The sequence below is a fragment of the Aerococcus mictus genome, assembly GCF_003286595.3.
GTDB classification, from domain to species: domain Bacteria; phylum Bacillota; class Bacilli; order Lactobacillales; family Aerococcaceae; genus Aerococcus; species Aerococcus mictus.
Genome location: NZ_CP132985.1, coordinates 1,357,869 through 1,383,420 on the forward strand (window position 1 = coordinate 1,357,869; position 25,552 = coordinate 1,383,420).

Genomic DNA, 25,552 nt, shown 5'->3' on the forward strand with positions numbered 1-25,552 from the left:
CCACTAGGCAAGTCAACTAGAAACTAAGCCCGGGAAATGTATTCGCCGTCGTTGGTGTTGATGACTAATTTATCACCCTTGTTAACAAAGAATGGCACGTTAACGACTAGGCCGGTTTCCATAGTAGCTGGTTTGCTTCCGCCTGATGCGGTGTTTCCTTTGATTGATGGTTCAGTTTCGGCTACTTCAAGTTCTACGGTGTTAGGAACTTCTAGGCCAATGACTTCCCCTTCAAATGAAACTACTGAAACAATCATGTTTTCTAATAAGTATTTTAATTCATTTTCAATTTTTTCAGTTGGAATTTCGATTTGTTCGAAGGTAGTGGTATCCATGAAGACATGGGAGTCCCCAGCTGCATATAGGTATTGCATTTCTTGGGAATCAATGTGGGCAGTTTCCACTTTTTCCCCTGCACGCCAGGTCTTATCGGTTACGGCACCTGAACGTAGGTTTCTTAATTTAGAGCGAACAAAGGCACTGCCCTTACCTGGTTTAACATGTTGGAATTCAATAATCCGATACAAGTTGCCGCCGTCTTGGATGGTTAAGCCATTTTTAAAGTCATTTGTTGTTATCATTCTTTATCTCCTTTTTTCTTGAAATCATTTCTATTTTAGCATAGACGCGCTAATTTTTCCCTAACTTGCTTGATATTTTACAAAACAATCAATTCACGTGGGGATTTGGTGATGTATTCGTTGCCGTCTTCATGGATGAGTAAGTCATCTTCAATCCGGACACCACCTAGGTTTTCCAGGTAAATTCCTGGTTCATCAGTAATAAATTGGTCTGCTTTTAGAACATTTTTACTGTTTGGTCCAGCCATAGGCGCTTCGTGGACTTCCAGACCGATACTGTGGCCTAGCGAGTGACCAAAGTTTTTACCATAGCCTTGGCTCTCGATATAGTCTCTAGCAATGGCATCTAATTCTTGACCGGTCATACCAGGTTTGAGGGCTTCTTGGACCATGCGGTTAGCATCGTAGACAATTTGATAGATCTTCTCTAGGGTAGAATCCACTTGTCCCACAGCTACGGTCCGGGTCATGTCGGAGCAATAGCCTTGATAGTAGCAACCAAAGTCAATGGTAATTAACTCATGGTTGGCGATTAATTTATCCGTAGCCACCCCATGAGGCATAGCTGAGCGTTTACCGGAAGCCACGATGGTATCGAAGGAAATCCCACTAGCACCGAATTCGCGCATCTTAAAGTCCAGGGTATTGGCAATATCAATTTCACTGATCCCCGGTTTAATGTAGCCCAAGATATATTCGAAGGCCTTATCGGTAATTTCACAGGCTTTTTTGATCTTGTCAATTTCATCAGCGTCTTTGACTTGACGGAGGACTTCAATCATCCCGGAAGCAGGCACCAATTGCACTTCTAAAACATTTTCAAAGTCGTCAAATTGAGCGACTGTCACATGTTGTTCTTCATAACCGAGTTGACTAACCCCATTTTCTTGGAGTAATTCTTGGATCAGACGCAAGGGGGAAGAATGTGAGGCAGAACCTCCTGCTTCAATGACCTCATAACCTTGGCACTGGAGTTTCGCTTGCTCGGTGTAACGAAAATCGGTAATAAAGTAAGCGTTCTTGGTTGTTATTAAGGCTAGTCCACTTGTCCCAGTAAAGCCAGTCATGTAGCGTAAATTATAGGAATTGGTCACTAAATAAGCGCCCAAACTTTCTTCTTGCAAACTCGCTTGGAGCTTTTTGATACGGTCTTTCACAATAGTTCCTCCTTATTTACTGAGTAAGTAATGTAAATCGTACACTCCATTCTACCACAAGTTGGGAAAAATATTTTATAAACTTTATTTGATGCCTCTTTCTTAGGTTAATTGAATATTTTGGACAGAAATGTTTATGTCTGTTGATCTCCATAGAAAAAGGCTGTGGCTTGAACCACAACCTTCTTTAAGGACGAATTTTCTTTCATTTGCTATAGCTGTTCGAAGCATCAGCGAGTTACAGCTATAATATACGTAGCGATTCAAGTCCCTGACGGCGTCCTCACATCCTTCTTCTAATAACTTAGATCATAGACGTTGTCACTAGCATAGATGGTTACTCGACATAGTTGCTGGTCATTTTGAGTGTAATAGTCGACTTGGCCGAGGTTAAAGTAAAAGCGTTTATTGAGCTTTAGCTTTGCTCGTTGATCTTTAATCTGCTGGCGGACCTCCATATCCTGCTGGTCTTTGAGTTTGGCTTTGACTTGCTTGAGCTCTTTTTCTTTGGCCTCATTCATTCTTTTTTGTCTAGCCTCTTCTTGAGCCTTTTCCTCTTCAGGAGAAAGCTCTTCAGCTAAATCTTCCTCCTCTAAATCGGCTTCCTCCCTGGAAGTCTCTTCCGCTGCTTTTCTAGCGGACAGGTCTTCTTGAGCCTGATCATAGTTTGGATAGACATTAACGAGTAAGATTTCTGTCTCCTCATCCTCATTTTCCAGCATTTCCTCTAAACCAGGTCCATTAACTAAGATCTCCTCTGAGTCTGAATCGGTATTGACTTGGATAAGATAGACTTGGTCGGGATCAGATGTATCCAATTGCCCTTGATCGATTATGGCTGCAAAATACTCCTTATTTAATGAAGGAATTGGTTCATAAGCGTCTCGCTCTTGATTCTGCTTTTCCTTATCTCGCTTTAGACTTGCTTCTTGTTCTTCGCGCTCTTTTTGCTGGGCCACTTCCTCCTTGTCTTGAATCGCCTTTTCAATTCTTTCCTCTTCTTTAGCGAGGAGGTCTTCATACTTGTCCTCCATTTCACTTTCTACCTGGTCTTCAATTTTCAAGTATTCATGTTGGTAGGCCATTTCTGCCAAGCTATGGGCCAGGTAACCTTCCGCTACGGTCCGCATATTGGTGATATTGACTTGGTAGAGCTTGAGACTGGCTAGCGACAACAAACTTAAGATAAAGAGCAGGGAAAGGGAATAAAAGAGGATGGAGCCAGACTTATCCTTAATCGCTTTCAGTTTTCCTAGCCTCCTCTCTAAAGGAAATCAGTGCTTGGTATTCCTTTTGATCAGCCAAGAGGCAATTTACCCTCACCTGGTGGGAATTAACCATTGTGAACTTTACCCACTCCACCCCCATCAGATAGGGTTGGTGGCCACGACCAGAGACCAGTCGACGAATCATCGAAGACTCCTGGTTACTGTAATACTCCATCTGAATCCGTTGACCGCTAGCCAGTTGATAGTTCAAGCGTGTGCCGGTCGCCCAGTTGAGCCGGCTATGGCGGGCTTCCCTTTGCAGTTGCATCAGGAAAACGCCCCAATCATCTTGCTGAATATCCTTGACCGCTTGGTAGTGGTTAATCTCCACTTCAACCACCAGGACAAAGAGAGATTGGATCATAAAGAATAAGGCTAAGGCCAGGACTGCTTCAATTAGGGTAAAGGCCGACTTATTCCAAGTCTTCCACACTTTCCAATTCAATGCTGACTGCCTCCACTTCTTCTTGACCAGGAACATAGGCGGTTCCCTGGATAAAATTCACTTGCTCTGTTTTTTCTTGGCCGACGCTATCTAGAATATCAGCGTACAGGGTTTCCTGTTGGTCAAGGGCAACTTGCTGGCGGTTGAAGTGCCCGATCTGTAAGGGAATCATGGTAACAAACAATGACACAAAGGAAGCAATTAAAAATAAAGAAACTAGGGCTTCGACCAGCATAAAGCCAGCCTTATTCCTTACGTTTTTCCACCACATACTTGCCCACTCCTAACTGAAATTTCACCATGTAACGTCCTTGAGGATAGCGTAGGGTAACCGTTCGCGGCTGGATATAACCGGTCCCTGGTTGGATGCTGACCTTTTGGTAGGACTGGATTCGGGTACCTTTGGGTAAGAGGATAATATCTTTTATATAAGGATCTTGTCCCTCCTTGGCCTGCATAATCCGTACCTGGTCAGAGAGAAAATAAAGATAGTAGTATTCGCCCTTGATAATGGCCTCCTTCTGACAGGCTTCATAGCTCTGCAAGATTTTCTGGAGGCAGGTTTCAACAGCTAAATTTTGACTGGCCTTTTGGCTTTGAATCATGGTTACCGTAAAGATCACCCCCACAATAAATAAGGTTAAAACCATGGACAGGAGGGTCATCCCTGCCTTGGCCTGTACTTGCTTAAACTTCATGCTTACTCAGCGGATATGGAATTGAAGCGGTCTGCTTGCTCTTGGCTTAAGTATTCTTCTGCCACCAATTGGTCAATTGTCCCCTCTTGACCATCATGGTCATTTTTGTAGAGGATCTGCTGGGTTTCAACAGTTTGTATGAGGGCTTCGTCCCCGGTTTCCTGGGCACTGTCTCTTTGGTTCATGATATTAGGTAAAAAGAGTAAGATCAGTAAGCCTAAAATAAAGAGGACAACGATCATTTCTAAAAGGGTAAAACCCTCTTGCTTATGGACACCTAATTTTTTCATCATTCGATTCGCTTTATGATTTAAGACATTCATCATCCTGGTATCTCTCCTATCATATTAAACATGGGTAGCATCAACATCAGATAAATGGTTACGATAAATAGAGCAATCACGATAAATAAGCCATTCTGAATCCAACGCATGAGGAGTTTGACCTGGTCTTGGTAATTCTTCAGACAGCGCTGACTGTAAAGACGCATCTTGAGCGCCAATTGACTCAGTAACTCCCCCTGGTGGACAATGGCGGGAAATTCCCGGGTAAAAATATTAACCGCCCTTAGCTGGCCCACAATGGCCTGCCCTTCTTCATAAGAATGAGCTAGATAGTGGCCAAAGTCATAGAGGAAAGGAACTTCTTCTTGCTGGCTAAAGGTATCAATAATCTGTTTAATGGAATAGCCCACCTGGAAGAGCTGGCTAAATTCATAGGCAAAGTAATAGGTGTAATAAAGCCGCAAAAGTCTGCCTAAAATTGGAATTTTAACCAAGGTCTGGGCTTGAACCAAGGGGCCCACCTTTCGCTTCCAAAGTTGAAAAAGCAAATAGAAAACCACTAGCGCCACGACAAAAATTCCTAAAAGTAAGGGGAGGTTTTCCAAGCACCAAAAGAGTAAACCTAGGACTCCAGAGTCAGGACTGGCTTGGAGGCGGTCAAATTGAGGTAAGACAAATCCCCGCATTCCCAGAAGCATGGCTAAAAGTAAGACCACTAGAAAGACCGGATAGCGTAAGCTTTGCCTGATAGTGGCTTGCTGCTGGGCTCTCTCCTTGAGATAGGAACTGATGGTCTTTAGGCCTGGAGCAAAATCACCCCAGCGTTCAGCGACTTGGATTTGGAATTGAATATCCTTAGCCAGTTTCATTTCTCCAGTGGTTTCATAGAAAAAATGCCCTTCAATTAATAAGGCCTCCATGGCTTTAAAGGTCTCTTCCTCCTTGGGATAGAGGGCAGCCAAGAAGGAAAAGATATCAATCATTTGAAAACCTTCCATTAACATGTCAGCGATATAGGCAAGCACTTCCGCTTGGAGGCTTTTATTCCAAGAGGAAGTAATTTCATAATTAGCAATTTTCTTCCAATTGATAGGCCGCCAAAAGTTCGGCTTGGATTTTTCCATGGGTATAAGCCTCCTGCAATTTACTATTTAAAGACTTAAAGTCACTGGCCACTTCTCCCTTAGTGAGGTAGAGGGCCAACATGCGGGCATTCATCCATTCACAAAAAAGTTGCCGCGACACTCCTTCTCCTTTGACAGGAATGAGGCGCTGAGAAGCTACAAACAAGAGCGTTTGCAGTAGTTGTTCTTGGCTCAGTCCCAATTCCTTGAGACGGCCAATGACGCCGATACAGTTCTTGGCATGGATGGTGGCAATCACCAAGTGCCCGGTTAAGGCTGCCCGCATCACCATCTGAGCAGTTTCTTCATCACGAATTTCACCGATCAAGAGAATATCGGGATGGTGGCGGAGACTGGCCTTGATCAAGCGTTCATAAGTTAATCCTGCCTTGCGGTTGACTGAGATCTGTAGAAAGTTGGCTTCCTTAATTTCGACCGGGTCCTCCATGGTGATCACCTGGCAGGCGCGTTCCTGGTAGACCTCTCTTAAGAGATGATAGATGGTTGACGTCTTTCCCGAGGCCACCGGGCCAGAGAAAAGCATGAGTCCACTTTTTCGATAAAGGTATTTCTTCATCTCAACTAAGTCTTTAGCCTCTCGCTCACTGTAATGCCACTGACTTTGGTCATAGAGCAGACGGATCACCAAGGATTCCTGCATAAGGTAGTTGGCTAAGGTGGACAGCCTGAGTTCAATGTCTCCTTGGTCTAATTGATAGATCAAGGCCCCTTCTTGAGGTAAACGTTGCTCGCCCACATCTAAATGACTAATATACTTCAAATAGCGAATCCAACGGCTTCCAAAGTCTAAGTCAAACTGGCGCACCGGCTTTAGGATTCCCTCTTGGCGAAAATAGACTTGGTAAAGGCCCCTTTCTGGCAAGAGATGGATATCATCCACCCGAGCTTGGTAGGCTTCCTTGAGTATTTCTTGAGTGACTTCCTGCAAATTATCCCTCCTATTCCTTCATTAAATACTATGAATGACTTAGGCGTTAACCGCCTACTTATTGGTCCGCAAAACTCTTCACTTTTTATTTTTAATTTTCTCAGCTTTTTAAGCTAAAAATCAGTTTGCTGAACTCTCATCCGTCTGAGACCAAAAATGTCAAATAGCTAAAGCGCTATCATTTTTCTCCATGCAAAAATCGTCAGCGAATGCCGACTTTTTACTGTTTTTTCAAGATTTAATCCCGGGTAAAAATGACTTTAATTGCCTTCTGTCCTATAATGAATTGCAGAGCTCAAACTGGCTTTGTGCTTATAAAATAAAAAAGAAGGATGGTGGAATAGATGGATAAAATCATAGAGCAATTGCACCATATGGAAGTTGATGCCAATCGTCATCTTGAGAGTGTTCAAGAAGAAAAATTAGCCTTGCGTCAAGACTATGACCAAAAAAAAGCTGATTATAAGAAACAAGCTCAAGCAAAATATGACGAAGAATTAGCCAGGGTCCAAGCCCGTAACCAAGACTTACGCGAGAAACGTACCCAAGACTTGCAAGCAAGCTACAACCGACAAATGGAGCAAATCAAACAGCTCGTTGATCATGATCAAGACAGCTACCTCAAGGATTTCTTCAATCAATTACAGGCACTCGGAGTGACAGGCGATGACTAACTATACCGCTATCAACACCAAGGTCCGGGCCATGAAAGGGAGCCTCGTCTTGACTCCAGAAGAAATCGATGACCGCTTAGCAGGTTATACTTTGTCAGACCTCTACCAGGTCCTCGACCAATTGCCCTCCTACCACCAAGTGATGCCCAGCGAACAGAACAAGCTTGACCTCACTGCGGAAAACTTGATTGAACTGATTGATCGGGGCTTGCGCTATGACTTTCTCAAGCTCTACCGCTTTTCTGGTTTCGAACAACGGGCGGCCTTGTCAGTCTATGGGATTCGTTTTGAACGTGAATTTATCACCAAGGTGCTCAGAGGCTTGGAACGCCAAGAATCGGTACCCTTTGTCGTTAACCCCTTTACTGACTACTTGGAAAAACACCGCCACTTTCATATCGGTGAACTAATTACCAAGACATCGGTCCTTGATGCGATTGATACCTTTAGAGATACCGATTACGGTAAATTCTTTGAGGATTATCATGATTATTTCCATGACCACGACTACAACCATTACATTATCAGTACCGTCTTTGAACAATACTGTGCGGTCTTGGTTTGGAAGAAGGCCAGTCGGGTACTTAATGATAAGGCCCTGACCCGCTTTAAGAAGTTATTTGGTAGAGAGATGGACTTAGCCAATATCCGGACCATTTTTCGTTTGAAATTCTACTATAAGGTGGATGAGAACTTTATCCGCTCCCAACTCTTTAGCCCAGGTCGCTATCTCAATGAAGCTAATATCAGTGCCCTCCTGGCTAGCCAGGACAAGAACAGCTTCTTCAATCTCTTGACCAATTTGGGTTACCAAGATTTATTCAAGAGTGGGGAGAATAAGGTCGTAGGATTGAAGCAACAAAAGGCTTGGTTAAAGACCATTGAACACCGCTTCGCTAAGAGTTTACCGCAGTCGGTTTTACCCCTCTTTGACTATCTCAGCCTCAAAGAACTGGAAGCTGACCTCCTCAAAGAAAAGGTCGAAGCCATTGCCTACCAATCCCCTGTTACTATGCCATTCCATAATTGAAAGGAGTTCCTTGGATGATTACAAAGATGAGTATGGTCAACATATCTGGTCCACGTGATGATATCGACCGGATGGCTGACCAATACTTAAGTCATTATGATATTCATTTAGAAAATACGCTAAAGGAATTATCAGAAATTCAGACTTTAAAACCCTATACTAGTCCTGATCCCTACCAACCCTGGTCTGATCGGATTGATAACTTATTACAAATCACGAGTGATGAAGAAGAAGAATTAGAAGGCGATTGTCGCGACTTAGACTTTGACTATATCAAGCGTCTAGTGACTGAAGTCGAAAAAGATTGCTCCGATGTCCAAGGGCAATTAAATGAAGTCAATGAATCATTGGAAAAGTTAGAGGCTGACTACCACACCTACCTGCCTTTTTCCGAAATCGATTATAACTTAGCCGATATTCTTTCCATGGAAAAGATTAAGTTTCGCTTTGGTCGTTTTACTGAAGCCAATTATCGCAAGTTTAAAAAATATATCGACAATATGATTCCTTCCATCTTCATTCCTTCTAAAACCGAAGACGGCTATGTTTATGGCCTTTACTTTGTGCCCGCCGAAGCCCGGCAACGGGTAGACGCTTTGTATTTCTCCCTAGCATGGCAAAGAATTTACCTGCCTGAAGAAAGTGGGACTTTTAAAGAAATTCTCAGCCGTTACCAAGGCGAAATCCAAAAACTCAAGAAGATGCAAGCTGATTTAGAAACCAAGCTTAAAGCCTTCCTCCTACCTGTTAGAGACAATTTATTGGAAGCTAAACAACGTCTCCATAAGTTATCCAAGGCCTTTGGGATCCGCCGTTATGCAGCCATTACCCGTAACGAATTTGCTAAGAAGGAGACCCGCTATCTCTTAATCGGCTGGATGGATGAAGATGATGCCAAGTCCTTAGTCAACGATGTCAAAGATGATCCTAACGTAACCATCTATATTGAAGACGATAGTGATGAAGATAATATCGAACCACCCACGAAGTTGAAGAATAATTTTTTTACCAAACCTTTTCGCATGATCACTAAGATGTATGGGACCCCCAATTATGAAGAGATGGACCCTACACCCTTAGTGGCAGTAACCTATTCCTTAATGTTTGGGGCCATGTTTGGGGACGTGGGCCACGGGCTCTTACTCTTTTTACTGGGCTTAGCGTCCTACCATCTGCCTAAAGTCGCTATGGCCAAGATGTTCTTGCCAGTGGGTATTTCATCCATGCTTTTCGGTTTCTTATACGGTTCCGTGTTTGGGATTGAAGACAAGATTATTGAGCCCATCTGGTTGAGTCCAAGTAAGGCCATGACCAATGTGCCCTTCTTTGGGACTTTGAACACGGTCTTCGTGGTGTCAGTTTGCTTTGGGATGTTCTTAATTCTCTTAACCATGCTGATGAATTTTGTCTTACGGCTTAAAGAAGGCGAAAAATTAGAAGCCATCTTCGACCGCAATGGCCTCATGGGTTTGATTTTCTACGGATTAATGGTTTTGACCCTGGTCCTCTACATGACCGGTCATTCCTTACCTGCCCTAGGCATCATCATTGCCGTGATGGTTATTTCCCTACTCTGCATTGGTTTTAAGGAACAAATCATTAACTTTATTGAAAAGAAAAAAGCCGACAATGAAGACGGGATCGTGATTCAATTAATCACCGTTTTCTTTGAAGCTTTTGAAACCTTATTATCCTTTATTTCCAACACCATTTCCTTTGTCCGGGTGGGTGCCTTTGCCATCAGCCACGGCGTGATGATGGGGATTGTTTTAATGTTTGCCAATCTAGAAGGTAATAACCCTAACTGGTTGGTCTTTATCTTAGGTAACCTCTTTGTCACTGGATTCGAAGGTTTGGTTGTCTTTATCCAAGTCTTACGGCTAGAATTCTATGAACTCTTCAGTCACTTCTACAAGGGCGACGGGATTGAGTTCAAGAGCGTCTGGTCATCAACCAAGTCATAATTCATAAGTTTTCGATTTAATTCAATTTAATTTTAAAAAAAGGAGAATGAAAATGTCTATTGCTACTATGCTTAAATTAACTATTGCCTTAACCTTTATCCTTGCTTTTGTCCTTCCAGGCGCTTACTACTTCTTAGGCCATGCTGGTCGAGAACGTTATAAGAAAACCTTGGCTTGGAATGTCTTTGCCCTGGTTTCAGGAATTGCGATCGCCTTAATTATTGCCTACCACCCAGAAGTGGCCTTTGCGGCTGGTCAAGAAGCTGGCGCTGCTAGTGACGGCTTAGCCCGTGGTTTAGGTTTTATCGGTGCTGCCCTTTCTACTGGTCTATCCTGTGTGGGTGCTGGTATTGCCGTATCTAACTCTGCTTCTGCAGCTCTTGGTGCTATTAGTGAAGATTCATCTATCTTTGGTCGTTCATTGATCTTTGTTGGTTTGGCTGAAGGTATCTCCCTCTTCGGTTTAATTGTTTCCTTCTCTATCCTAGGTCAACTTTAATGAAACAATATCTCATTAGCGATAATGTGCATTCCTTAACCGGGATGAAACTGGTGGGCGTTGATGGCGTCTTGATCAAGGACCACGATTCATTTGAAGAGGCTTTTCAAGCAGTCTTGGAAAGAAATGATATTGGTGTTTTGATGATTTCGCCCCAGCTGATTGCTGACCACCAAGACCTAGTCGATGAGGTGCGATTCAACCGCTCAACACCTCTGATTGTAGAGATGTTAGGCCCCAATGAATATGCATCCGAACAATCCTCAATCGCTGACACCATCCAGCGTGCCATTGGGATATCCATTTAGGAGAGGAGCCTAGTATGAAACTTGAAGAAAAAATGGCTTATTTTAAGGATCAAGTGACCCAACAAAGCCAATCTGAAATTGACCAACAAATTAACCAATATCGGCAAACTCTAGAAGACGATTACCAAAAATTTCAAGAGCAAACCGATGAAACCTTTGCTCACCGTTTAGTTAACGAAAAAGAAGCCTTACGCAAGGAAAATAATAAGGCCATTTCTCAAATTCAAATCAACCAACAACGAGAATTGTTCTTAACCGAAGAGAACATGAAACTAACTCTCTTCAAAACCTTCACCAAGCAAATCGAAAGCTATCAAGAGAGTGAAGCTTATATTGAACAATTGAAAAAAATGCTGAAGAATATTCAAGCCTACGCAGGTCGTGAAAAATACGACCTCTACATCGATGAAAATGATAGTCATTTAAGAAGTCAATTAGAAAGTTATGCTTCCCACCCTATCATTATCTCTGACCGTCCCTTCATGGGCGGCATCCGGGCGGTATTAAGAGAGCGTCAAATCTTAGTAGACTACTCTTTCTTAACCTTTCTTGACCGCCTCAAAGAAAACTTTGTCATTAAGGAGGCTGATTAATCGATGGGAGAAAATACAATTTATGCCATTAATGGCCCCATTGTTACCGTCAAGGGCAATACTGATTTTTCCATGCAAGAATTGGTCCATGTCGGTAAGAGTCGCTTAGTTGGCGAAGTGATTCGTATCGACCAAGCCAAAACCACCATCCAAGTCTACGAAGAGACCGCCGGCTTAAAACCAGGTGAACCCATTTACGGGAGTGGCTCAGCCATGACGGTTGAGCTGGGTCCTGGCCTCTTGAATAATATCTACGATGGGATTGAACGGCCCCTAGAAGATATCGCTGAATCCAGTGGTTTCTATATTAAAAGAGGGGTCAATGTCGACTCGCTCGACCGCCAAAAAGCATGGCAAATCACCCCAACCGTTCAAGTCGGTGACCAAGTATCAGCCGGTGACGTTATTGCTGAAGTGCAAGAAACCCAAGCCATTAAACATAAAATTATGGTGCCTAATTCTGTGGTCGGTGAAGTGGTTGATGTAGTGGCTCCTGGATCCTATACCATTGAAGAGACCCTAGCTACTATCCGCCAATTTAATGGTGAGGAATACCAAGTCAAGGCCTATCAAAAATGGCCTATCCGTACCCCACGTCCTGTGGCGAAGCGGCTAGAAAGTACTACCCCACTGCTCACTGGGCAACGGATTATTGATACCGTCTTCCCGATTGCTAAGGGCGGGACAGCGGCCATTCCAGGTGGTTTCGGCACTGGGAAAACCACCATGCAACACCAAATCGCTAAGTTTGCCGATGCCGATGTCATTGTCTACATTGGTTGCGGGGAACGTGGCAATGAAATGACGGAAGTCTTGGAAGATTTCTCCAAACTGATTGACCCGCGTTCTAACGCCCCATTAATGGAACGGACCGTCTTAATCGCTAACACTTCCAATATGCCAGTGGCAGCACGGGAAGCTTCCATATATACCGGCTTAACCATTGCTGAATATTATCGGGATATGGGTTATGATGTAGCCATTATGGCCGACTCCACTTCCCGTTGGGCGGAAGCTTTACGTGAATTATCGGGCCGTTTGGAAGAAATGCCAGCTGAAGAAGGTTATCCAGCCTACCTGGCTAGTCGGATTGCAACCTTCTATGAAAGAGCCGGCGACATGGAAACCCTCAACCACGACAATGGTTCAGTGTCAATTATCGGGGCGGTTTCCCCTCAAGGTGGGGACTTCTCTGAACCCGTGACCCAAAACACCAAGCGTTTTGTCCGTTGTTTCTGGGGACTGGATGCCAACCTGGCCCATGCCCGTCACTACCCAGCCATTAACTGGATGAATTCCTATTCTCAATACGTGGATGACTTAACGGCTTGGTATAATAAACAAGTTTCCGAAGAATTCGTGGAGAACCGCTCACAAATGATGGCCCTACTCCACGAAGAAGATGAATTAAATGAAATCGTAAAATTAATTGGTTCAGATATCTTACCTGATTCGCAAAAATTGACCCTTCAAACCGCACGAATTATTCGTTTAGGTTTCTTACAACAAAACACCTTCCACGAAATTGACCAAGCGGTACCGATTGCTAAGCAAGCCAAGATGTTAGATGTGATTCTCTATCTACATTCCCGCTGCCAACAATTGGTCCAATGGGGGATGCCAATGTCTTATATCGCTAAGGCTGATATCTTTAACCAATTAATTACTATGAAGTTTGATGTGCCAAATGATGACTTAGAAGCTTTTGATCATTATTATGAAGATATCGATCGCTTCTATGAAAAAGCAATGCAAGAAAATGGATAAGGGGGAAAATAAATGGCAATTGAATATTTAGGATTAAGTTCGATTGAAGGCCCTCTTGTCGTGGTCGACGGAGTTAGGGGGGCGGCCTATGGTGACATTGTCCGCTTCCGAACTAACCGTTCTGACCAAAAAGTGGGTCAAATTATCACAATTGAAGGCGAACATGCCCTGATACAGGTTTTTGACTCGACTACTGGAATGTCCTTGGATAATACCCATACCCACTTTACCGGTAAGGGGATGGAATTAGGCCTAGGTCCTGATATCTTAGGACGGACCTTTAACGGGATCGGTCAACCGATCGATGGCTTAGGCGCTATCCACGCTGAAGTGAGCCGTGATGTCAATGGAGCGCCCCTCAACCCGGTCTCACGGATCTACCCGCGTGACTATATCGAAACCGGTTTTTCCGCTATTGACGGCTTAACTACCCTGATTCGCGGGCAAAAGCTACCAATCTTCTCCGGTGATGGGATGCCCCATAACCAACTGGCTGCTCAAATTGCTAAACAAGCCAAACTCGGTGACGGCGTAGACGGCGAATTTGCGGTCGTCTTTGCAGCCATGGGGGTTAAACACGATGTGGCCGACTTCTTTAAGCGATCCTTTGAAGAAAGTGGCGCCATGGAACACGTGACCATGTTCGTCAATACTGCTGACGACCCCGTGATGGAACGTTTGATTACCCCACGGATGGCCCTCACTACCGCCGAATACTTAGCCTATGATTTAGGTAAGCATGTCTTGGTTATTTTGACCGATATGACTTCCTTCTGTGAAGCTTTACGTGAAGTTTCTAACGCTAAACAAGAAATTCCTTCCCGTAAAGGTTATCCTGGCTACCTCTATTCCGAGCTAGCTACCATCTATGAACGGGCAGGAATTGTTAAAGGACGGCAAGGTTCTGTAACTCAAATTCCAATTCTAACCATGCCTAACGATGACATCACCCACCCGATTCCTGACCTTACTGGTTATATTACTGAAGGCCAGGTGGTATTGGACCGGAGTATTGAAGGGAAGAATATCTACCCACCAATTAATCCTCTCCCTTCCCTGTCACGTTTAATGAAGGACGGGATTGGGGACGGCTACACCCGTGAGGACCATGACGCGGTATCTAATCAACTCTTCGCCGCTTACTCCCAAGCCATTGATGCCCGTTCGCTAGCATCGGTTATCGGGGAAGAAGAACTTTCTGACTTAGATAAGAAATACTTAGCCTTCGGGGAAGCCTTTGAACAAGAATTTATTGGGCAAAAGCAAGATGAGAACCGGACAATTACCGATACCTTGAACTTAGGATGGGACCTACTCCGTAGCTTCCCACGGACCGAGTTAAACCGGATGGATAGTCAATTACTCGACAAATATTATGAAGATACCACTTATTCTTACAAAAAAGATGCCCTAGATAAGGATAGTAAGCAGGACGGTGAGGACTAATGGAAGTCAACCACACCCCCACCAAGGGGAATCTCATGCAGGTTGAAAAAACCTTGCGCTTATCCAAGAACGGCCACGAATTAATGGACCGTAAACGGATGATTTTAATGAATGAAATTATGTCCCTGGTGCAAAAGGCTAAGAAAGTCCAAGAGCAATTAAAGGAAGCCTATCAAAAGGCCTATGAGTGCCTCTTTGAAGCCCAGAGAGAGATTGGTTTACATACCATTGCGGACTGGGCCCAAGATGTGCCCCAATCCGATAGTCTTAGCCTCAAAGTTCGTAGCGTGATGGGCAGTGAGGTGCCTGAGGTCGACTACCAAGCTGAGGCCATGCAACCGGCCTATTCCTTCTCTCAAACCACCACAAAAATGGATGAAGCCCGGATTGCCTTTGAAACAGTTAAGGACTTAGAGATGCAACTGGCCCAAGTAGAGAACGCGGCTTACCGGCTAGCCTCAAATATCCAAAAAACCCAAAAACGGGTCAATGCCTTGAAGAATATTACCATTCCGCAATTGCAAGACGCTCAAAGAGACATCTCCTCAGCCCTTGAAGAAAAGGAAAGAGAAGAATTCACCCGCCTTAAAGTGGTTAAACGCATCCTTACTGCCAAGGATGAAGCCCAAAAAGAACGCATGCGCTCTGAAGCATAGAGTGCGACAATAGCCAAAAAGAAGTCTAGGATTTGCCTAGGCTTCTTTTTTATACATAATAGCTTATTCAGTAATGTCTTATTTAAAAACGAGTATAAAAAAGGAAGCTGATTGATTCCAGCTTCCTTTTCATTTATCCTAAGCCTTATTTTTTAGCTTGGTTTTTAGCTTCTTCTTTACCGTCTTTGGCTTCTTTTTTAGCGGTGTCTACGACATCTTTTGATTTTTCTTCGACTTCTTTACCAGCTTTTTTGGCTTCGTCTTTGGCGTCTTGAGCAGCTTCATCGACATATTCCTTGGTGTAGTCGTAAGCTTCCTTAACGTCGTCTTTAGCCTTGTGGTATTGTTCGTTAGCTACACGGCCAGTTTCTTGTAAGGAGTCTTTAAGGGTGTCGGCACTTTCTTGTAAGTTAACGCGGATGTCGTTAGCAGCATCTGAAGTAGCTTCGTAGATAGTGTTTCCTTTTTCGATAGCAAGATCAGCATAGTCCATCGCTGTGTCTTTTAAGTTGTTCGCTTGGTCATTGATGTCTTGACGTAATTCTTTACCAGATTTTGGGGCGAATAATAAAGCTGTTACAGCAGCGGCTGATCCACCAATAATTGCTCCGAGTAAAAATGCACCTGTTTTATTTGACATAAGATATACTTCCTTTCCTTTTTCACACATTCACACTATTCGGCTAAAATGCCTTGGTTTCTGATTGTTCTTGAGCCTTACGCATGTCGCGTTTTTTCTTAAGTAATTTAGCTGATTTTCCAATCTTTTCAAAGCCAGAAACCTTGGGATCAACCTGGCTATTTTCACTGGCTTGACGTACTTTCTTGTAACCGGCTTTGGCTTGATCAACTTTTTCATCCGCTTTATTGGTGATATTCAATACCAAATCGCGGGTAGAATCATTCACATCGGAAATGGAAACTCCAACATCTCCCACTGCTTGGAATAAAGGATCAACCTTAGCTACCTTACCGTTAACGTCTTCCAGTAGTTGGTTGGTCTTATTAAGTAGGCCTTGAGCTTCTACTGAGATACCGTCGACATCGCGTCGGAGAACGGCAATTGTTTTATTGGCCTCATCAACTGTATTCACAACTTCTTTAACCGTTTGTGTCAATTGACGGATAAATAAAACAAGAAAAACCACTAAAACAGCGAAGGATACTGCAGCAATAATTGCCGCTATCTCACTCCATGTCATGCTATACATCACTCCTCACATCTTTAAGTGACTTTCTTATTTTTAATATACCTATATGATACCATTTTTTACCTATAATACAAAATATAATCGCTTCCAGTGGCTTGGCTTTACCTTTATGGGAATAACGTATAAACTATATCTATGAATAAGAAAGGAAAGTCTCAATGCAATTCATCAGTCAATGGTTCACCAATTATCTTGGCAATATCGATATTGAAAGTATTTTATCCCACTTACTCACTACCCTCTTACAATTAGTTCTTACGGTGGTCTTGCTATACATCATTCGCCGAATTACAGTGCGTTTGATTAATACCTACTTTGATAAAACTGCCCGTTTTTCCAACAATAACTACCGGTCAAAAACCATGAAAGCCCTGTTGACCAATATTACCCAGTACGTGTATTACTTCCTGCTTGGTTACTCTACCCTAGCCATTCTTGGCGTACCAGTTGCCACGCTCTTAGCTGGTGCTGGGATAGCCAGTATTGCAGTAGGTATTGGCGCCCAGGGCTTGGTTACTGACATGGTCAATGGCATGTTCATCCTGCTAGAACACCAGCTAGACGTTGGTGATTCCGTAGTAATCGACCAAGTCAGCGGGATCGTAGAAAAGATCGGGATTAAAACCACTGTTATCCGTGGTTTCGACGGAACTATGAATTTTATCCCTAACCGCCAAATTGAAGTGGTGGTCAATAATTCACGAAACCCTATCCGTAGTGAAGTTGATTTATCTTACTTTGCTGATACCGATATTAATGAATTCGTCGCTGTCATTAAGAAACGTCTTGGCGATTTGGCTCCCGACGAAAACCTATCTAAGCCACCGGTATTACTAGGGGTGACTCGAAATGTTGACCACCAACTCGTTTATCGCATTCGCTTCTTCTGTGTAAACGGCAGCCAGGAAGATATTCAAAGCAAGTACTATGAAGAACTCACCAATGCCTTAAGAGAAGCAGGCATAGAACAACCTGACTCCCAAAGAGCTGTCTCTCACATTAGTGTCGATTATAAACATACAGAAACTAAAAACCAAGACAAATAAAAAGCCATGATAAAGATTAATGGATTTCTACAGTAAGATATTTTTTTAGACAAGATCTTAAAGGCTGGGATGATCTTCCCAGCCTTTTTCATGCATTACGTTTTTATTGAATGGTATTTCTGTAATTTTGTCTTTTGGTGCACTTGTCACACTCTCCTTAAGGCAGGAATTTTTCGGGGACTTTTTCGCCGTTTCTTTGGTAGAAGGTGACTTCTTCCTGGCCAGCTTGCCAGTCTAGGATGGCATAGGTGGGAGTGAGATAGTTGCCACGAGGGAAGGTCACGGACCCAGGGTTAATTAAGTGCACTCCATCAAGGAACTGGTCATCCATGATGTGTGTGTGACCATAGACAGCAATTTGACAGCCTTGTTTCTTGGCATATTCAGCGTATTTCTCTACTCCCGCCTTGACCCCATAAAGGTGGCCATGGGTATAGATCAGCCGGCCTTCTGGTGTATCGATAATGCGTTCAGGCTGGTAGGGGCCAAAATCGCAATTTCCCTTCACCGGTTCGATCACATTCCAAATACTGTCGCCAGCATCTAATTCAGAATCACCGCAATGGAGCATGAGGTCAACTTGGTCTTGGTAGCGTGCGACGAGGTCTGAGAGAATCTGGCTATCTCCATGACTATCTGAGATTAGTAATATTTTCATTGCAATTCCACCTTTCCTGCTTCAATATCGGCTTTGAGTTGGGCCATGACTTGACCACGGTGACTGATCTTATTTTTTAAGTCAGGCTCAATTTCTGCTGTAGTTTTTTGGTAGTCTGGAAGGTAAAAGATTGAATCATAACCAAAGCCGTTACTGCCCCGCTCTTCCCTTAGGATTTCTCCGGACAAGTGACCAATATAATGTTTATAGACTTGGCCATCCGAATGACTTAAGACCATGGCACAAGTAAATTGGGCTTGACGCTTGCCATCGGGAATATCTTCCATAGCTAGTAAGACTTTATGGCGGTTGGCTTGATCATTCTTGTCTAAGCCAGCATAGCGAGCCGAATAGATCCCTGGCTCTCCATTTAGAGCTTCAATTTCCAAGCCAGAGTCATCAGCGATAGTGGGAACCTGTAAGAGTTTAGCTGCTGTACTGGCCTTTTGACTAGCGTTTTCTAAAAAGCTGGATCCGGTTTCTGGAATATTATTGATTTCAGGATAATCTAAAAGGGTCTTGATTTTGAAACCTAAGGGGGCAAATAATTGTTGGAATTCCCTGGCCTTGCCAGGATTTTTGGTGGCGATTAAGAGATCATTATTAGCCATGGTCTACTCCTTTTTTGCTTCTAATTGACTGAGGGGGATCCGGCTGACCGGAATATCTTTTTGTAGCCAAGCCTTGGCAATATCCTTGAACAAGGCCACCCCTCCGGTAGTATAAAACTGATAAGTGGCGACTTCTGGGTTCCATGAAGATTCCGCTAGATTATAGAGGTCGAGAATTGCCGAAACATCACTCACGGTTTCAGCTCCGGAATTGACCAAGCGTACCCCTGGTCCCATGAATTTTTGGATCAGTGGAGCTAATAAGGGATAGTGAGTGCAACCCAGAATGAGGGTGTCGATAGCTGTCTGTTTTAAATCATAAAGACTTTCAGCCACGATCTTCTTAGCTATTGGCGAGGAATATTGGCCACTTTCCACTAAGGGCACGAATTTGGAACAGACCAAAGGATACAAGGTTAAATGCTTGTTATGGTTCAATAAGACATTCTGATAGAAATGGCTGTTGATAGTGGCTTCAGTAGCCAAAATCCCGATATGGCCGTTTTCACTATAACGGTTGGCTGCACGAGCACCGGGGTGGATAACACCAATGACCGGAATATTCACCCGTTGGCGGATCCGCTCCAATGACACTGCTGTCGCGGTATTGCAAGCAATCACAAGCATTTTAATATTTTGCTCCAAGAGAAAATCAACTAATTCTTGGGTGAATTCGTTTATCTCTGCCTCTGGCCGGGGCCCATAAGGACAGCGGGCATTATCCCCAATATAAATTATCGACTCATTGGGCAACTGCCGCATGGCTTCTTTGACAACAGTTAAGCCACCCACTCCTGAATCGAGAAAACCAATGGGACGCTTCATGGCGACACTCCTAACAATAAAAACTCAAATCAATACTTCTATTATAGCAAAAGTACTTTTCTAATTATAGTAATCCCTTAGCTAAAAATGTTAGAGCTAATTGGCTTAACAAAAAGGAGGTGTTTGTAATGTTAATTTTTATTACAATTTATTGAAGCCTTAAAAGTGGGCATCTACCAATAAGCCCCAATTTGACAGGCTTTCCTCTGCATTTAATTAGCAATAATTTTATTAGTAAGCAGATCAATATGATATATTAAATGACATAATTAATGACATTAATTTATATTACATGGTATTATAATTATAAGTACTTATTTACATACAATGTTCAATCATATTGAGGAGCGATTATATGATTACAATTAATTTTGATATCGTTCAGACACTCGGCCTTGCAGTGCTTGCCTTATTTTTTGGTAAGTGGATGACCAATGTCTTTCCGGTGCTCGAAGAATATTCCCTGCCCCCTGCCATTGTAGGTGGCTTAGCCTTTGCCCTAGTCAACATGTTTTTACGTTTGACTAACCTGGTCACATTTAACTTGGACACTTCCTTGTCAACCCTATTTATGGTGGTATACTTTACCACCATTGGTTTTTCCGCTAGTATCCAAGCCTTGTCACGGGCTAAGGGTGTGGTGATGAAGTTCCTCTTTATTGCCATTTTAGCCATCTTTATCCAAAATATTCTGGCCCTGGTTTTGGGGAAATTCTTAGATATTCCTGGCCCCTTGGCCCTCTTGCTCGGTTCCCCTGCCTTAGTCGGCGGCCCAGGGACAGCGGCAGCTGTCTCTCCTACCATTGTCAACTTAGGTTACGACAATGCTACCTCGGTAGGGATTATTGCAGCTACTCTAGGGATTGTGTTGGGCTCACTTTCTGGTGGTCCAATTGCCTCAGGTATTGCAAAAAAATATTCCCTATCCGCTAAAGATGAGAATGCATCGGCGAATACCAGCAACCGCTACCACCGCCATCCCCAACACCAACGCTTAACCGCTGAACGGATTGGTTATATGTTGTATGGCACCTTACTAGTGATTTTTGTGGGGACTTTTGTCACCGAAATCATTAACACTGTAGTGGGTAAATTAGTGGGAGGAATCACCTTCCCCGTTTATATTGGGCCGATGATTGTGGCAGCCACCGCTCGGAATATCTCTGATGCCAAGGAACGACCTATCCTTGATGATGCCGCTCTGGATGTGACTTCGGATATCTCACTCAATCTCTTCCTGGCCTTAACCATGGTGGGTTTAGAGTTATGGACTATTATTGATATGGCTCTACCCATGCTTTTAATTATTGTGGCAGAAACAGTCGTTACTCTAGCTTTTGCCCGTTATATTGTCTTTTATACTATGGGGAAAAATTACGACTCGGCCGTGATGACTGCAGGATTTATTGGCTTTGGGATGGGGTCCTCCTCCAACGCCATGGCCTGCATGCGGCAAATCACCCATGAATATGGTGCTAGCCCGTTAGCCTTTCTAGCCGTTTCTATCGTGGGAGCCCTTTTTATTGATTTTATCAATATCTTTGCTATCTACGGCTTCATCCATCTGATTGCTTAGGCCAGCGGATAGTCATCACTTAACTTTCTTTTCCCTAGGAATTTGTTTATGATAGAAATGAACAATGTTCTATTACACAGGAAAGGAAGACCTCCATGCGGATAGCACTCATTGCCCACGACAGTAAGAAAGAACTAATGATCCAATTGACCACGGCCTACCAGGATATTCTCAGTCAGCATGACTTAGTGGCGACCGGGACCACTGGCAAACGCGTTAGTCAAGCGACTGGCCTCAAAGTCCATTGCTACCAATCTGGCCCCTTAGGTGGTGACCAGCAAATCGGTGCTGAAGTCTCACAAAATCAGATCGATTGCGTCATTTTCTTAAGAGACCCCCTAACAGCCATGCCCCATGAACCGGATGTGAATGCTCTGATTCGTCTCTGTGATGTCTACAATGTTCCCTTAGCGACCAATATTGGCAGTGCAGAAGTCCTAGTCCGCGGCTTGGGCGCTGGGTTAATCAATTGGCGAGAGGACTATGCCGATGGTCAGGTTAACCGCGATATCCGCGAAAACCTCAACCATGGTAGCGTCAACCGCCCGCTTAAAGAAGATTAAGCAAAATAATAAGGTCAACTCAGACTTCTCAATTATGAGAGAATCCGAGTTGACTTTTTCTTTTTACTTATTTTTTTTAGTGATCAACCTGCCGCCAGTTATGGTTATTCCACCATAGTAGGACTGACAAGACAAACACTGAAAGGTATAAAGCATAGACGACAAAATCAGTATTTAACTGGGTTCTTGCCATCAAAAAGTCGTCAATGGGAAAGGCTGCGTAATAAATCGCATTCATTAGGATAAGAAAGAGAGCGTGTTTCTTCAAGGCCTGTTTGGCTTGAGAACTCCCCTCCTTAAAGTAAACGAGAAGACCTAAAGTCAGCAGGAGAATTGAAAATAGACCGATAGCTGGGTAGGAAATCACTACCAAGGACATCAATAATCCTCCTAGGGCTTCTAAAATGTCCGGACTAGACATTACCCAGGCCAGACCTGACAAGGCAAAAACGACCAGGATATAGATAAGGGGAATTGCATTTAAGAAACGAAGTAACTTAACCATTTGGATCATCTCCTTATTGGTATGCTTTTTTGAGCTTTACAAAGTTTTCTTTCCCATCTATTTTTAGTATAAATAAAAATCCATTCATGTAAAATCATAAGTCTCAAAGTGAGTGATAAGATAAAAGTTTAAATTTGAGAACAAATCCGCTAGTCTCTAGAGCGATTACCCCCAAAAATTAAATAATAAATCCTCAGAAAAATAAAAAGTGCCGCACTTTAATGCAGCACTCCTTTAACTCTTACTTAGTCTAAATGATTTTCAAGGATACTTTCCAATTTTTCTTTTGGTGTGTAACCAACCAGTTGTTCAACGACTTGGCCGTCTTTTTTAACGATTAAGGTTGGGATGGACATAATACCAAATTCACGTGGGGTATCAGGATTTTCATCCACATCCATCTTAGCAAATTTCACTTGGTCGCCCATTTCTTCATCGAGTTGGTCAACAATTGGAGATTGCATCCGGCAAGGACCACACCAAGTTGCCCAGAAGTCGATTAAAACGACACCTTCACTGGTTTCTTCTACAAAATTTTGATCAGTTAATGTTTGTACCATTTAACTTCCTCCTCAAATTATTTCAATTAGTCACTCTATGAGCAATGCTTTAAAGTGGCAGGGAGTCGCTACTGACCTCCCCCTCACTTTCAGGCTTAATTATAGCATGTTCTCCCATTTAGCAAAATATTTTGCTTACTTTTATTTAGTAAAGGCCATTAGTCGCCAAATTTAACAATAGTTGCCCCTTGGACACCCAGGTTATGGGGAGCGTAGGAGAAGGATTTAACCCGTTTATTATTTCTTAAGTATTTCTGTACCCCGTCCCGGATCACTCCAGTACCGAAGCCATGAATAATGGTGACTTGGGGGTAATTGGCCAGGAGAGCCTGGTCGATATAGCGGTCAAGAGCGGTCATGGCCTCCTCATAGCGCATACCCCGGAGGTCGAGTTCAGACTTAATATTCTTACTTTGACTAGCCCGTACGCTACTCGAGCCCTTCTTCCCCTTAGACTTAGGCTGACTTTTTTCTTGGAGCTCTAGGTCCTTTTCGGGGATTTCCATCTTCAACATGCCCATTTGAACCAACCAGTGTTTATCTTCGCGTTTTTCCACCAAGGTTCCCATCTGACTATATGGGATAACCTTGACTTCGTCGCCAACTTCCAAGTCCTTATTTTTCTTGCGTTTTTGACGTTTGAGCACCTTGTTCTTTCTCAACTGTTGCTCTTCTTGGGTCAAGTTAGCGATTTGTTTTTGTTTGTCAATCATTTCATGTTCTTTGACGGTTTGGCCCTGTGGATTATTCTTCTGCCATTCTCTAATATCACCCAATAGCTTATCAGCCTTTTCCTGGGTCTTAGCTACCAGGTCATTCGCTTCTCTTTTAGCCCGGTTCAAATAGGTGATCTTATCATTTTCCAGGGCGTGGTAGGCCTTCTTCAAATCAGCCAGTAACCTGTCAGCCTCTTGTAAATCTTGGCTTAGGGCTTGGTTATCCCTTTCATAGGCTTGGCGCTTCTTATCCAAGTCATCGATCATTTCGTTTAAGGACTGACTTTCTTCTCCGACATAATAGCGGGCCTCGTCCACGATGCTTTGATCCAAGCCTAAGCGTTGGGAGATATCAAAGGCATTAGAACGGCCCGGTTGACCGATCAATAGTCGGTAAGTCGGCGTTAAAGTTTTCTCATCGAATTCAACACTGGCATTAATGGCATTGGGTTCTTCAAAGGCATAGGCCTTTAGCTCAGGATAGTGGGTGGTTGCTAGAACCGTACAGCCCACTTGAGCAAGCCGGTTTAAAATTGCCATCGCTAGGGCAGCCCCTTCTTTAGGGTCAGTTCCCGAACCCAATTCATCGATTAGGACTAAGGATTGGTCATCAATTGCCTCTAAGATCGAGATAATATTAGTCATATGACCAGAAAAAGTTGATAGGTTGGCTTCAATCGATTGCTCATCCCCAATATCAGCAAAGATATGGTCAAAGACTCCAATGCGGCTATCAGCCTTGGCAGTAATATAAAGCCCCGATTGACCCATTAGCTGCAGTAAACCCGTAGTCTTTAAGGTAATGGTCTTCCCACCGGTATTGGGCCCGGTAATGATTAACATGCAATAATCGCCATTAAAGCTTATAGTATTTGCTACAGCAGTTTTTGGATTTAATAAGGGGTGAACGGCTTCCTCTAAATTTAAAGACTGGTGATCCGTAGCAATGAGAGGCCGGTGGGCGCCCTGCTTTTTGGCATAGCGCCACTTGGCTTGGATGAAATCAAGTTGCCCTAAGATTTGGTTATTTTGATCAATTTCATGACTATGGGGAGCCAGGTCGGCTGATAACTCCGCAAAAATCCGCTCAATTTCTGCCTGCTCTTCGATCCGCAAGCTATGGACCTTATTGTTGGATTCCATCACGACTTGGGGTTCAATATAGAGGGTCTGACCTGAGGCACTTTGGTCGTGGACCACGCCACCAAACTTCCGCCGATATTCTTGTTTAACCGGTAAGACATAGCGGTCATTACGGATGGTCACAATTTGATCACTCAGATAGTCGGCTTGGCTGGATTTAATGATATTATCCAAACTCATCCGAATATGGGCTTCTTCTGCCTTGATACTTTGGCGAATACTATGTAAGTGACTGCTGGCTTCATCATAGACAGAGCCATCACTAGCAATGGCCTGGTTAATCTTTTTAGCCAGGTCCTTATGGTTAGCAAAGTCACTCACATAGCCTTGCATTTGCTCTACGTCAAGGTCTAAATCCTCAATCTCTTTAAAGAATTGACTGACTTCACTGACGCTTTTCAAGACCCGACCCACATGGGCCAGTTCTTGGCCATTCAAGATGCCGCCGATATCTAAGCGCTTCATCAAAGGCCCCACATCAACTAATTGGCCCAGGGGCAGACTGCGTTGGGCTTCATCAATGCTTTGCATTTCATCGACATCAGTCAAAGCGGACTCAATCTTTTCGGGTTCGGTCATGGGTTTAAGCTGTAAGGCTATGTTTTTACCCAGGGCCGTCACAGTTTCTTTGGCTAGGGCCCCGGTAATTTTATCGAATTCTAAGATTTTTTCTATTTTTTTATTCACAGAGATGC

General features: G+C 43.5%; 29 protein-coding genes. 12 read left to right on the top strand and 17 right to left on the bottom strand.

The window, feature by feature from the left end; translation table 11 throughout:
• Window positions 1–23: 23 nt before the first annotated feature.
• The 9 genes from efp to comGA form a co-directional block, all read right to left on the bottom strand.
• A complete protein-coding gene (efp, locus tag DBT49_RS06245; RefSeq protein WP_013668769.1) occupies window positions 24–581 on the bottom strand; it encodes an elongation factor P in 558 nt (185 codons plus the stop codon).
• A gap of 77 nt (window positions 582–658) precedes the next feature.
• Complete coding sequence (locus DBT49_RS06250; RefSeq protein ID WP_070559864.1) at window positions 659–1,738, bottom strand: M24 family metallopeptidase; 1,080 nt, start codon at window positions 1,736–1,738, stop codon at window positions 659–661.
• A 296-nt stretch (window positions 1,739–2,034) separates the two neighbouring features.
• Window positions 2,035–2,913, bottom strand: coding sequence for a hypothetical protein (locus DBT49_RS06255; protein ID WP_111872366.1), 879 nt, complete (start codon window positions 2,911–2,913; stop codon window positions 2,035–2,037).
• A 58-nt stretch (window positions 2,914–2,971) separates the two neighbouring features.
• Window positions 2,972–3,451 (bottom strand): competence type IV pilus minor pilin ComGF, encoded by a 480-nt coding sequence (gene comGF / locus DBT49_RS06260; RefSeq protein ID WP_070559860.1) that lies wholly within the window; start codon window positions 3,449–3,451, stop codon window positions 2,972–2,974.
• Window positions 3,420–3,722 carry a hypothetical protein gene (locus DBT49_RS06265; protein ID WP_070559859.1) on the bottom strand — a complete coding sequence of 101 codons (303 nt, stop codon included), beginning with the start codon at window positions 3,720–3,722 and terminating at the stop codon, window positions 3,420–3,422. The genes comGF and DBT49_RS06265 overlap by 32 nt, the downstream gene beginning before the upstream one ends.
• Window positions 3,697–4,149: a type II secretion system protein gene (locus tag DBT49_RS06270; RefSeq protein ID WP_070559857.1), complete on the bottom strand. Its 453-nt coding sequence runs from the start codon at window positions 4,147–4,149 to the stop codon at window positions 3,697–3,699. Before DBT49_RS06270 ends, DBT49_RS06265 begins: the two co-directional genes overlap by 26 nt.
• A gap of 2 nt (window positions 4,150–4,151) precedes the next feature.
• Window positions 4,152–4,475 carry a competence type IV pilus major pilin ComGC gene (comGC, locus tag DBT49_RS06275; protein ID WP_224783829.1) on the bottom strand — a complete coding sequence of 108 codons (324 nt, stop codon included), beginning with the start codon at window positions 4,473–4,475 and terminating at the stop codon, window positions 4,152–4,154.
• The gene (gene comGB, locus DBT49_RS06280; RefSeq protein ID WP_070559855.1) at window positions 4,472–5,557 is read right to left on the bottom strand and encodes a competence type IV pilus assembly protein ComGB; all 1,086 of its coding nucleotides are present in this window, start codon (window positions 5,555–5,557) and stop codon (window positions 4,472–4,474) included. The genes comGC and comGB overlap by 4 nt, the downstream gene beginning before the upstream one ends.
• On the bottom strand, window positions 5,502–6,506 hold the full coding sequence (gene comGA / locus DBT49_RS06285) for a competence type IV pilus ATPase ComGA (protein ID WP_070559853.1): 1,005 nt from the start codon (window positions 6,504–6,506) through the stop codon (window positions 5,502–5,504). Before comGA ends, comGB begins: the two co-directional genes overlap by 56 nt.
• A gap of 344 nt (window positions 6,507–6,850) precedes the next feature.
• Between comGA and DBT49_RS06290 the strand changes: the two genes are divergently transcribed.
• From DBT49_RS06290 to DBT49_RS06330, 9 genes are read left to right on the top strand one after another with little or no spacing between them, the layout of a single operon-like run.
• The gene (locus tag DBT49_RS06290; protein ID WP_070559851.1) at window positions 6,851–7,180 is read left to right on the top strand and encodes a hypothetical protein; all 330 of its coding nucleotides are present in this window, start codon (window positions 6,851–6,853) and stop codon (window positions 7,178–7,180) included.
• Window positions 7,173–8,210: a V-type ATPase subunit gene (locus DBT49_RS06295; protein ID WP_070559849.1), complete on the top strand. Its 1,038-nt coding sequence runs from the start codon at window positions 7,173–7,175 to the stop codon at window positions 8,208–8,210. Before DBT49_RS06290 ends, DBT49_RS06295 begins: the two co-directional genes overlap by 8 nt.
• Before the next feature lie 14 nt (window positions 8,211–8,224).
• Window positions 8,225–10,174: a V-type ATP synthase subunit I gene (locus DBT49_RS06300; protein WP_111872367.1), complete on the top strand. Its 1,950-nt coding sequence runs from the start codon at window positions 8,225–8,227 to the stop codon at window positions 10,172–10,174.
• Between the two features lie 52 nt (window positions 10,175–10,226).
• Window positions 10,227–10,673 (top strand): ATP synthase subunit C, encoded by a 447-nt coding sequence (locus tag DBT49_RS06305; RefSeq protein ID WP_083300499.1) that lies wholly within the window; start codon window positions 10,227–10,229, stop codon window positions 10,671–10,673.
• Complete coding sequence (locus DBT49_RS06310) at window positions 10,673–10,981, top strand: V-type ATP synthase subunit F (RefSeq protein ID WP_070559846.1); 309 nt, start codon at window positions 10,673–10,675, stop codon at window positions 10,979–10,981. Before DBT49_RS06305 ends, DBT49_RS06310 begins: the two co-directional genes overlap by 1 nt.
• A gap of 14 nt (window positions 10,982–10,995) precedes the next feature.
• On the top strand, window positions 10,996–11,574 hold the full coding sequence (locus DBT49_RS06315) for a hypothetical protein (RefSeq protein ID WP_070559844.1): 579 nt from the start codon (window positions 10,996–10,998) through the stop codon (window positions 11,572–11,574).
• 3 nt (window positions 11,575–11,577) lie between these two features.
• Window positions 11,578–13,341 (top strand): V-type ATP synthase subunit A, encoded by a 1,764-nt coding sequence (locus DBT49_RS06320; RefSeq protein ID WP_070559842.1) that lies wholly within the window; start codon window positions 11,578–11,580, stop codon window positions 13,339–13,341.
• Between the two features lie 12 nt (window positions 13,342–13,353).
• Entirely contained in the window at window positions 13,354–14,787 is a 1,434-nt protein-coding gene (locus tag DBT49_RS06325; RefSeq protein WP_064292165.1) for a V-type ATP synthase subunit B, read from the top strand.
• Entirely contained in the window at window positions 14,787–15,443 is a 657-nt protein-coding gene (locus DBT49_RS06330; RefSeq protein WP_070559838.1) for a V-type ATP synthase subunit D, read from the top strand. Before DBT49_RS06325 ends, DBT49_RS06330 begins: the two co-directional genes overlap by 1 nt.
• 145 nt (window positions 15,444–15,588) lie before the next feature.
• On the opposite strand, the gene DBT49_RS06335 is transcribed toward DBT49_RS06330, so the two are convergent.
• Entirely contained in the window at window positions 15,589–16,083 is a 495-nt protein-coding gene (locus tag DBT49_RS06335) for a YtxH domain-containing protein (protein ID WP_111872368.1), read from the bottom strand.
• A gap of 43 nt (window positions 16,084–16,126) precedes the next feature.
• Window positions 16,127–16,645 (bottom strand): DUF948 domain-containing protein, encoded by a 519-nt coding sequence (locus tag DBT49_RS06340; RefSeq protein WP_013668516.1) that lies wholly within the window; start codon window positions 16,643–16,645, stop codon window positions 16,127–16,129.
• A gap of 167 nt (window positions 16,646–16,812) precedes the next feature.
• Here DBT49_RS06340 and DBT49_RS06345 point away from each other — a divergent pair, with 167 nt between their 5' ends.
• On the top strand, window positions 16,813–17,700 hold the full coding sequence (locus tag DBT49_RS06345; protein ID WP_070559832.1) for a mechanosensitive ion channel family protein: 888 nt from the start codon (window positions 16,813–16,815) through the stop codon (window positions 17,698–17,700).
• 157 nt (window positions 17,701–17,857) lie between these two features.
• On the opposite strand, the gene DBT49_RS06350 is transcribed toward DBT49_RS06345, so the two are convergent.
• From DBT49_RS06350 to racE, 3 genes are read right to left on the bottom strand one after another with little or no spacing between them, the layout of a single operon-like run.
• Window positions 17,858–18,358: a metallophosphoesterase gene (locus tag DBT49_RS06350; protein ID WP_070559831.1), complete on the bottom strand. Its 501-nt coding sequence runs from the start codon at window positions 18,356–18,358 to the stop codon at window positions 17,858–17,860.
• Entirely contained in the window at window positions 18,355–18,969 is a 615-nt protein-coding gene (locus tag DBT49_RS06355) for an XTP/dITP diphosphatase (protein WP_070559829.1), read from the bottom strand. Before DBT49_RS06355 ends, DBT49_RS06350 begins: the two co-directional genes overlap by 4 nt.
• Before the next feature lie 3 nt (window positions 18,970–18,972).
• The gene (gene racE / locus DBT49_RS06360; RefSeq protein ID WP_070559828.1) at window positions 18,973–19,794 is read right to left on the bottom strand and encodes a glutamate racemase; all 822 of its coding nucleotides are present in this window, start codon (window positions 19,792–19,794) and stop codon (window positions 18,973–18,975) included.
• A 355-nt stretch (window positions 19,795–20,149) separates the two neighbouring features.
• On the opposite strand from racE, the gene DBT49_RS06365 reads away from it, so the two are divergent.
• Both DBT49_RS06365 and mgsA read left to right on the top strand, forming a co-directional pair.
• Window positions 20,150–21,370 carry a sodium/glutamate symporter gene (locus DBT49_RS06365; protein ID WP_083300498.1) on the top strand — a complete coding sequence of 407 codons (1,221 nt, stop codon included), beginning with the start codon at window positions 20,150–20,152 and terminating at the stop codon, window positions 21,368–21,370.
• Window positions 21,371–21,465: 95 nt separating this feature from the next.
• Entirely contained in the window at window positions 21,466–21,933 is a 468-nt protein-coding gene (mgsA, locus tag DBT49_RS06370; protein ID WP_070559826.1) for a methylglyoxal synthase, read from the top strand.
• A 76-nt stretch (window positions 21,934–22,009) separates the two neighbouring features.
• On the opposite strand, the gene DBT49_RS06375 is transcribed toward mgsA, so the two are convergent.
• The 3 genes from DBT49_RS06375 to DBT49_RS06385 all read right to left on the bottom strand — a co-directional run bounded on the left by DBT49_RS06375 (window position 22,010) and on the right by DBT49_RS06385 (window position 25,544).
• A complete protein-coding gene (locus DBT49_RS06375; RefSeq protein WP_070559824.1) occupies window positions 22,010–22,438 on the bottom strand; it encodes a hypothetical protein in 429 nt (142 codons plus the stop codon).
• A gap of 245 nt (window positions 22,439–22,683) precedes the next feature.
• Complete coding sequence (gene trxA / locus DBT49_RS06380; protein ID WP_064292157.1) at window positions 22,684–22,998, bottom strand: thioredoxin; 315 nt, start codon at window positions 22,996–22,998, stop codon at window positions 22,684–22,686.
• Between the two features lie 158 nt (window positions 22,999–23,156).
• Entirely contained in the window at window positions 23,157–25,544 is a 2,388-nt protein-coding gene (locus tag DBT49_RS06385) for an endonuclease MutS2 (RefSeq protein ID WP_111872369.1), read from the bottom strand.
• Window positions 25,545–25,552 lie beyond the last annotated feature (8 nt).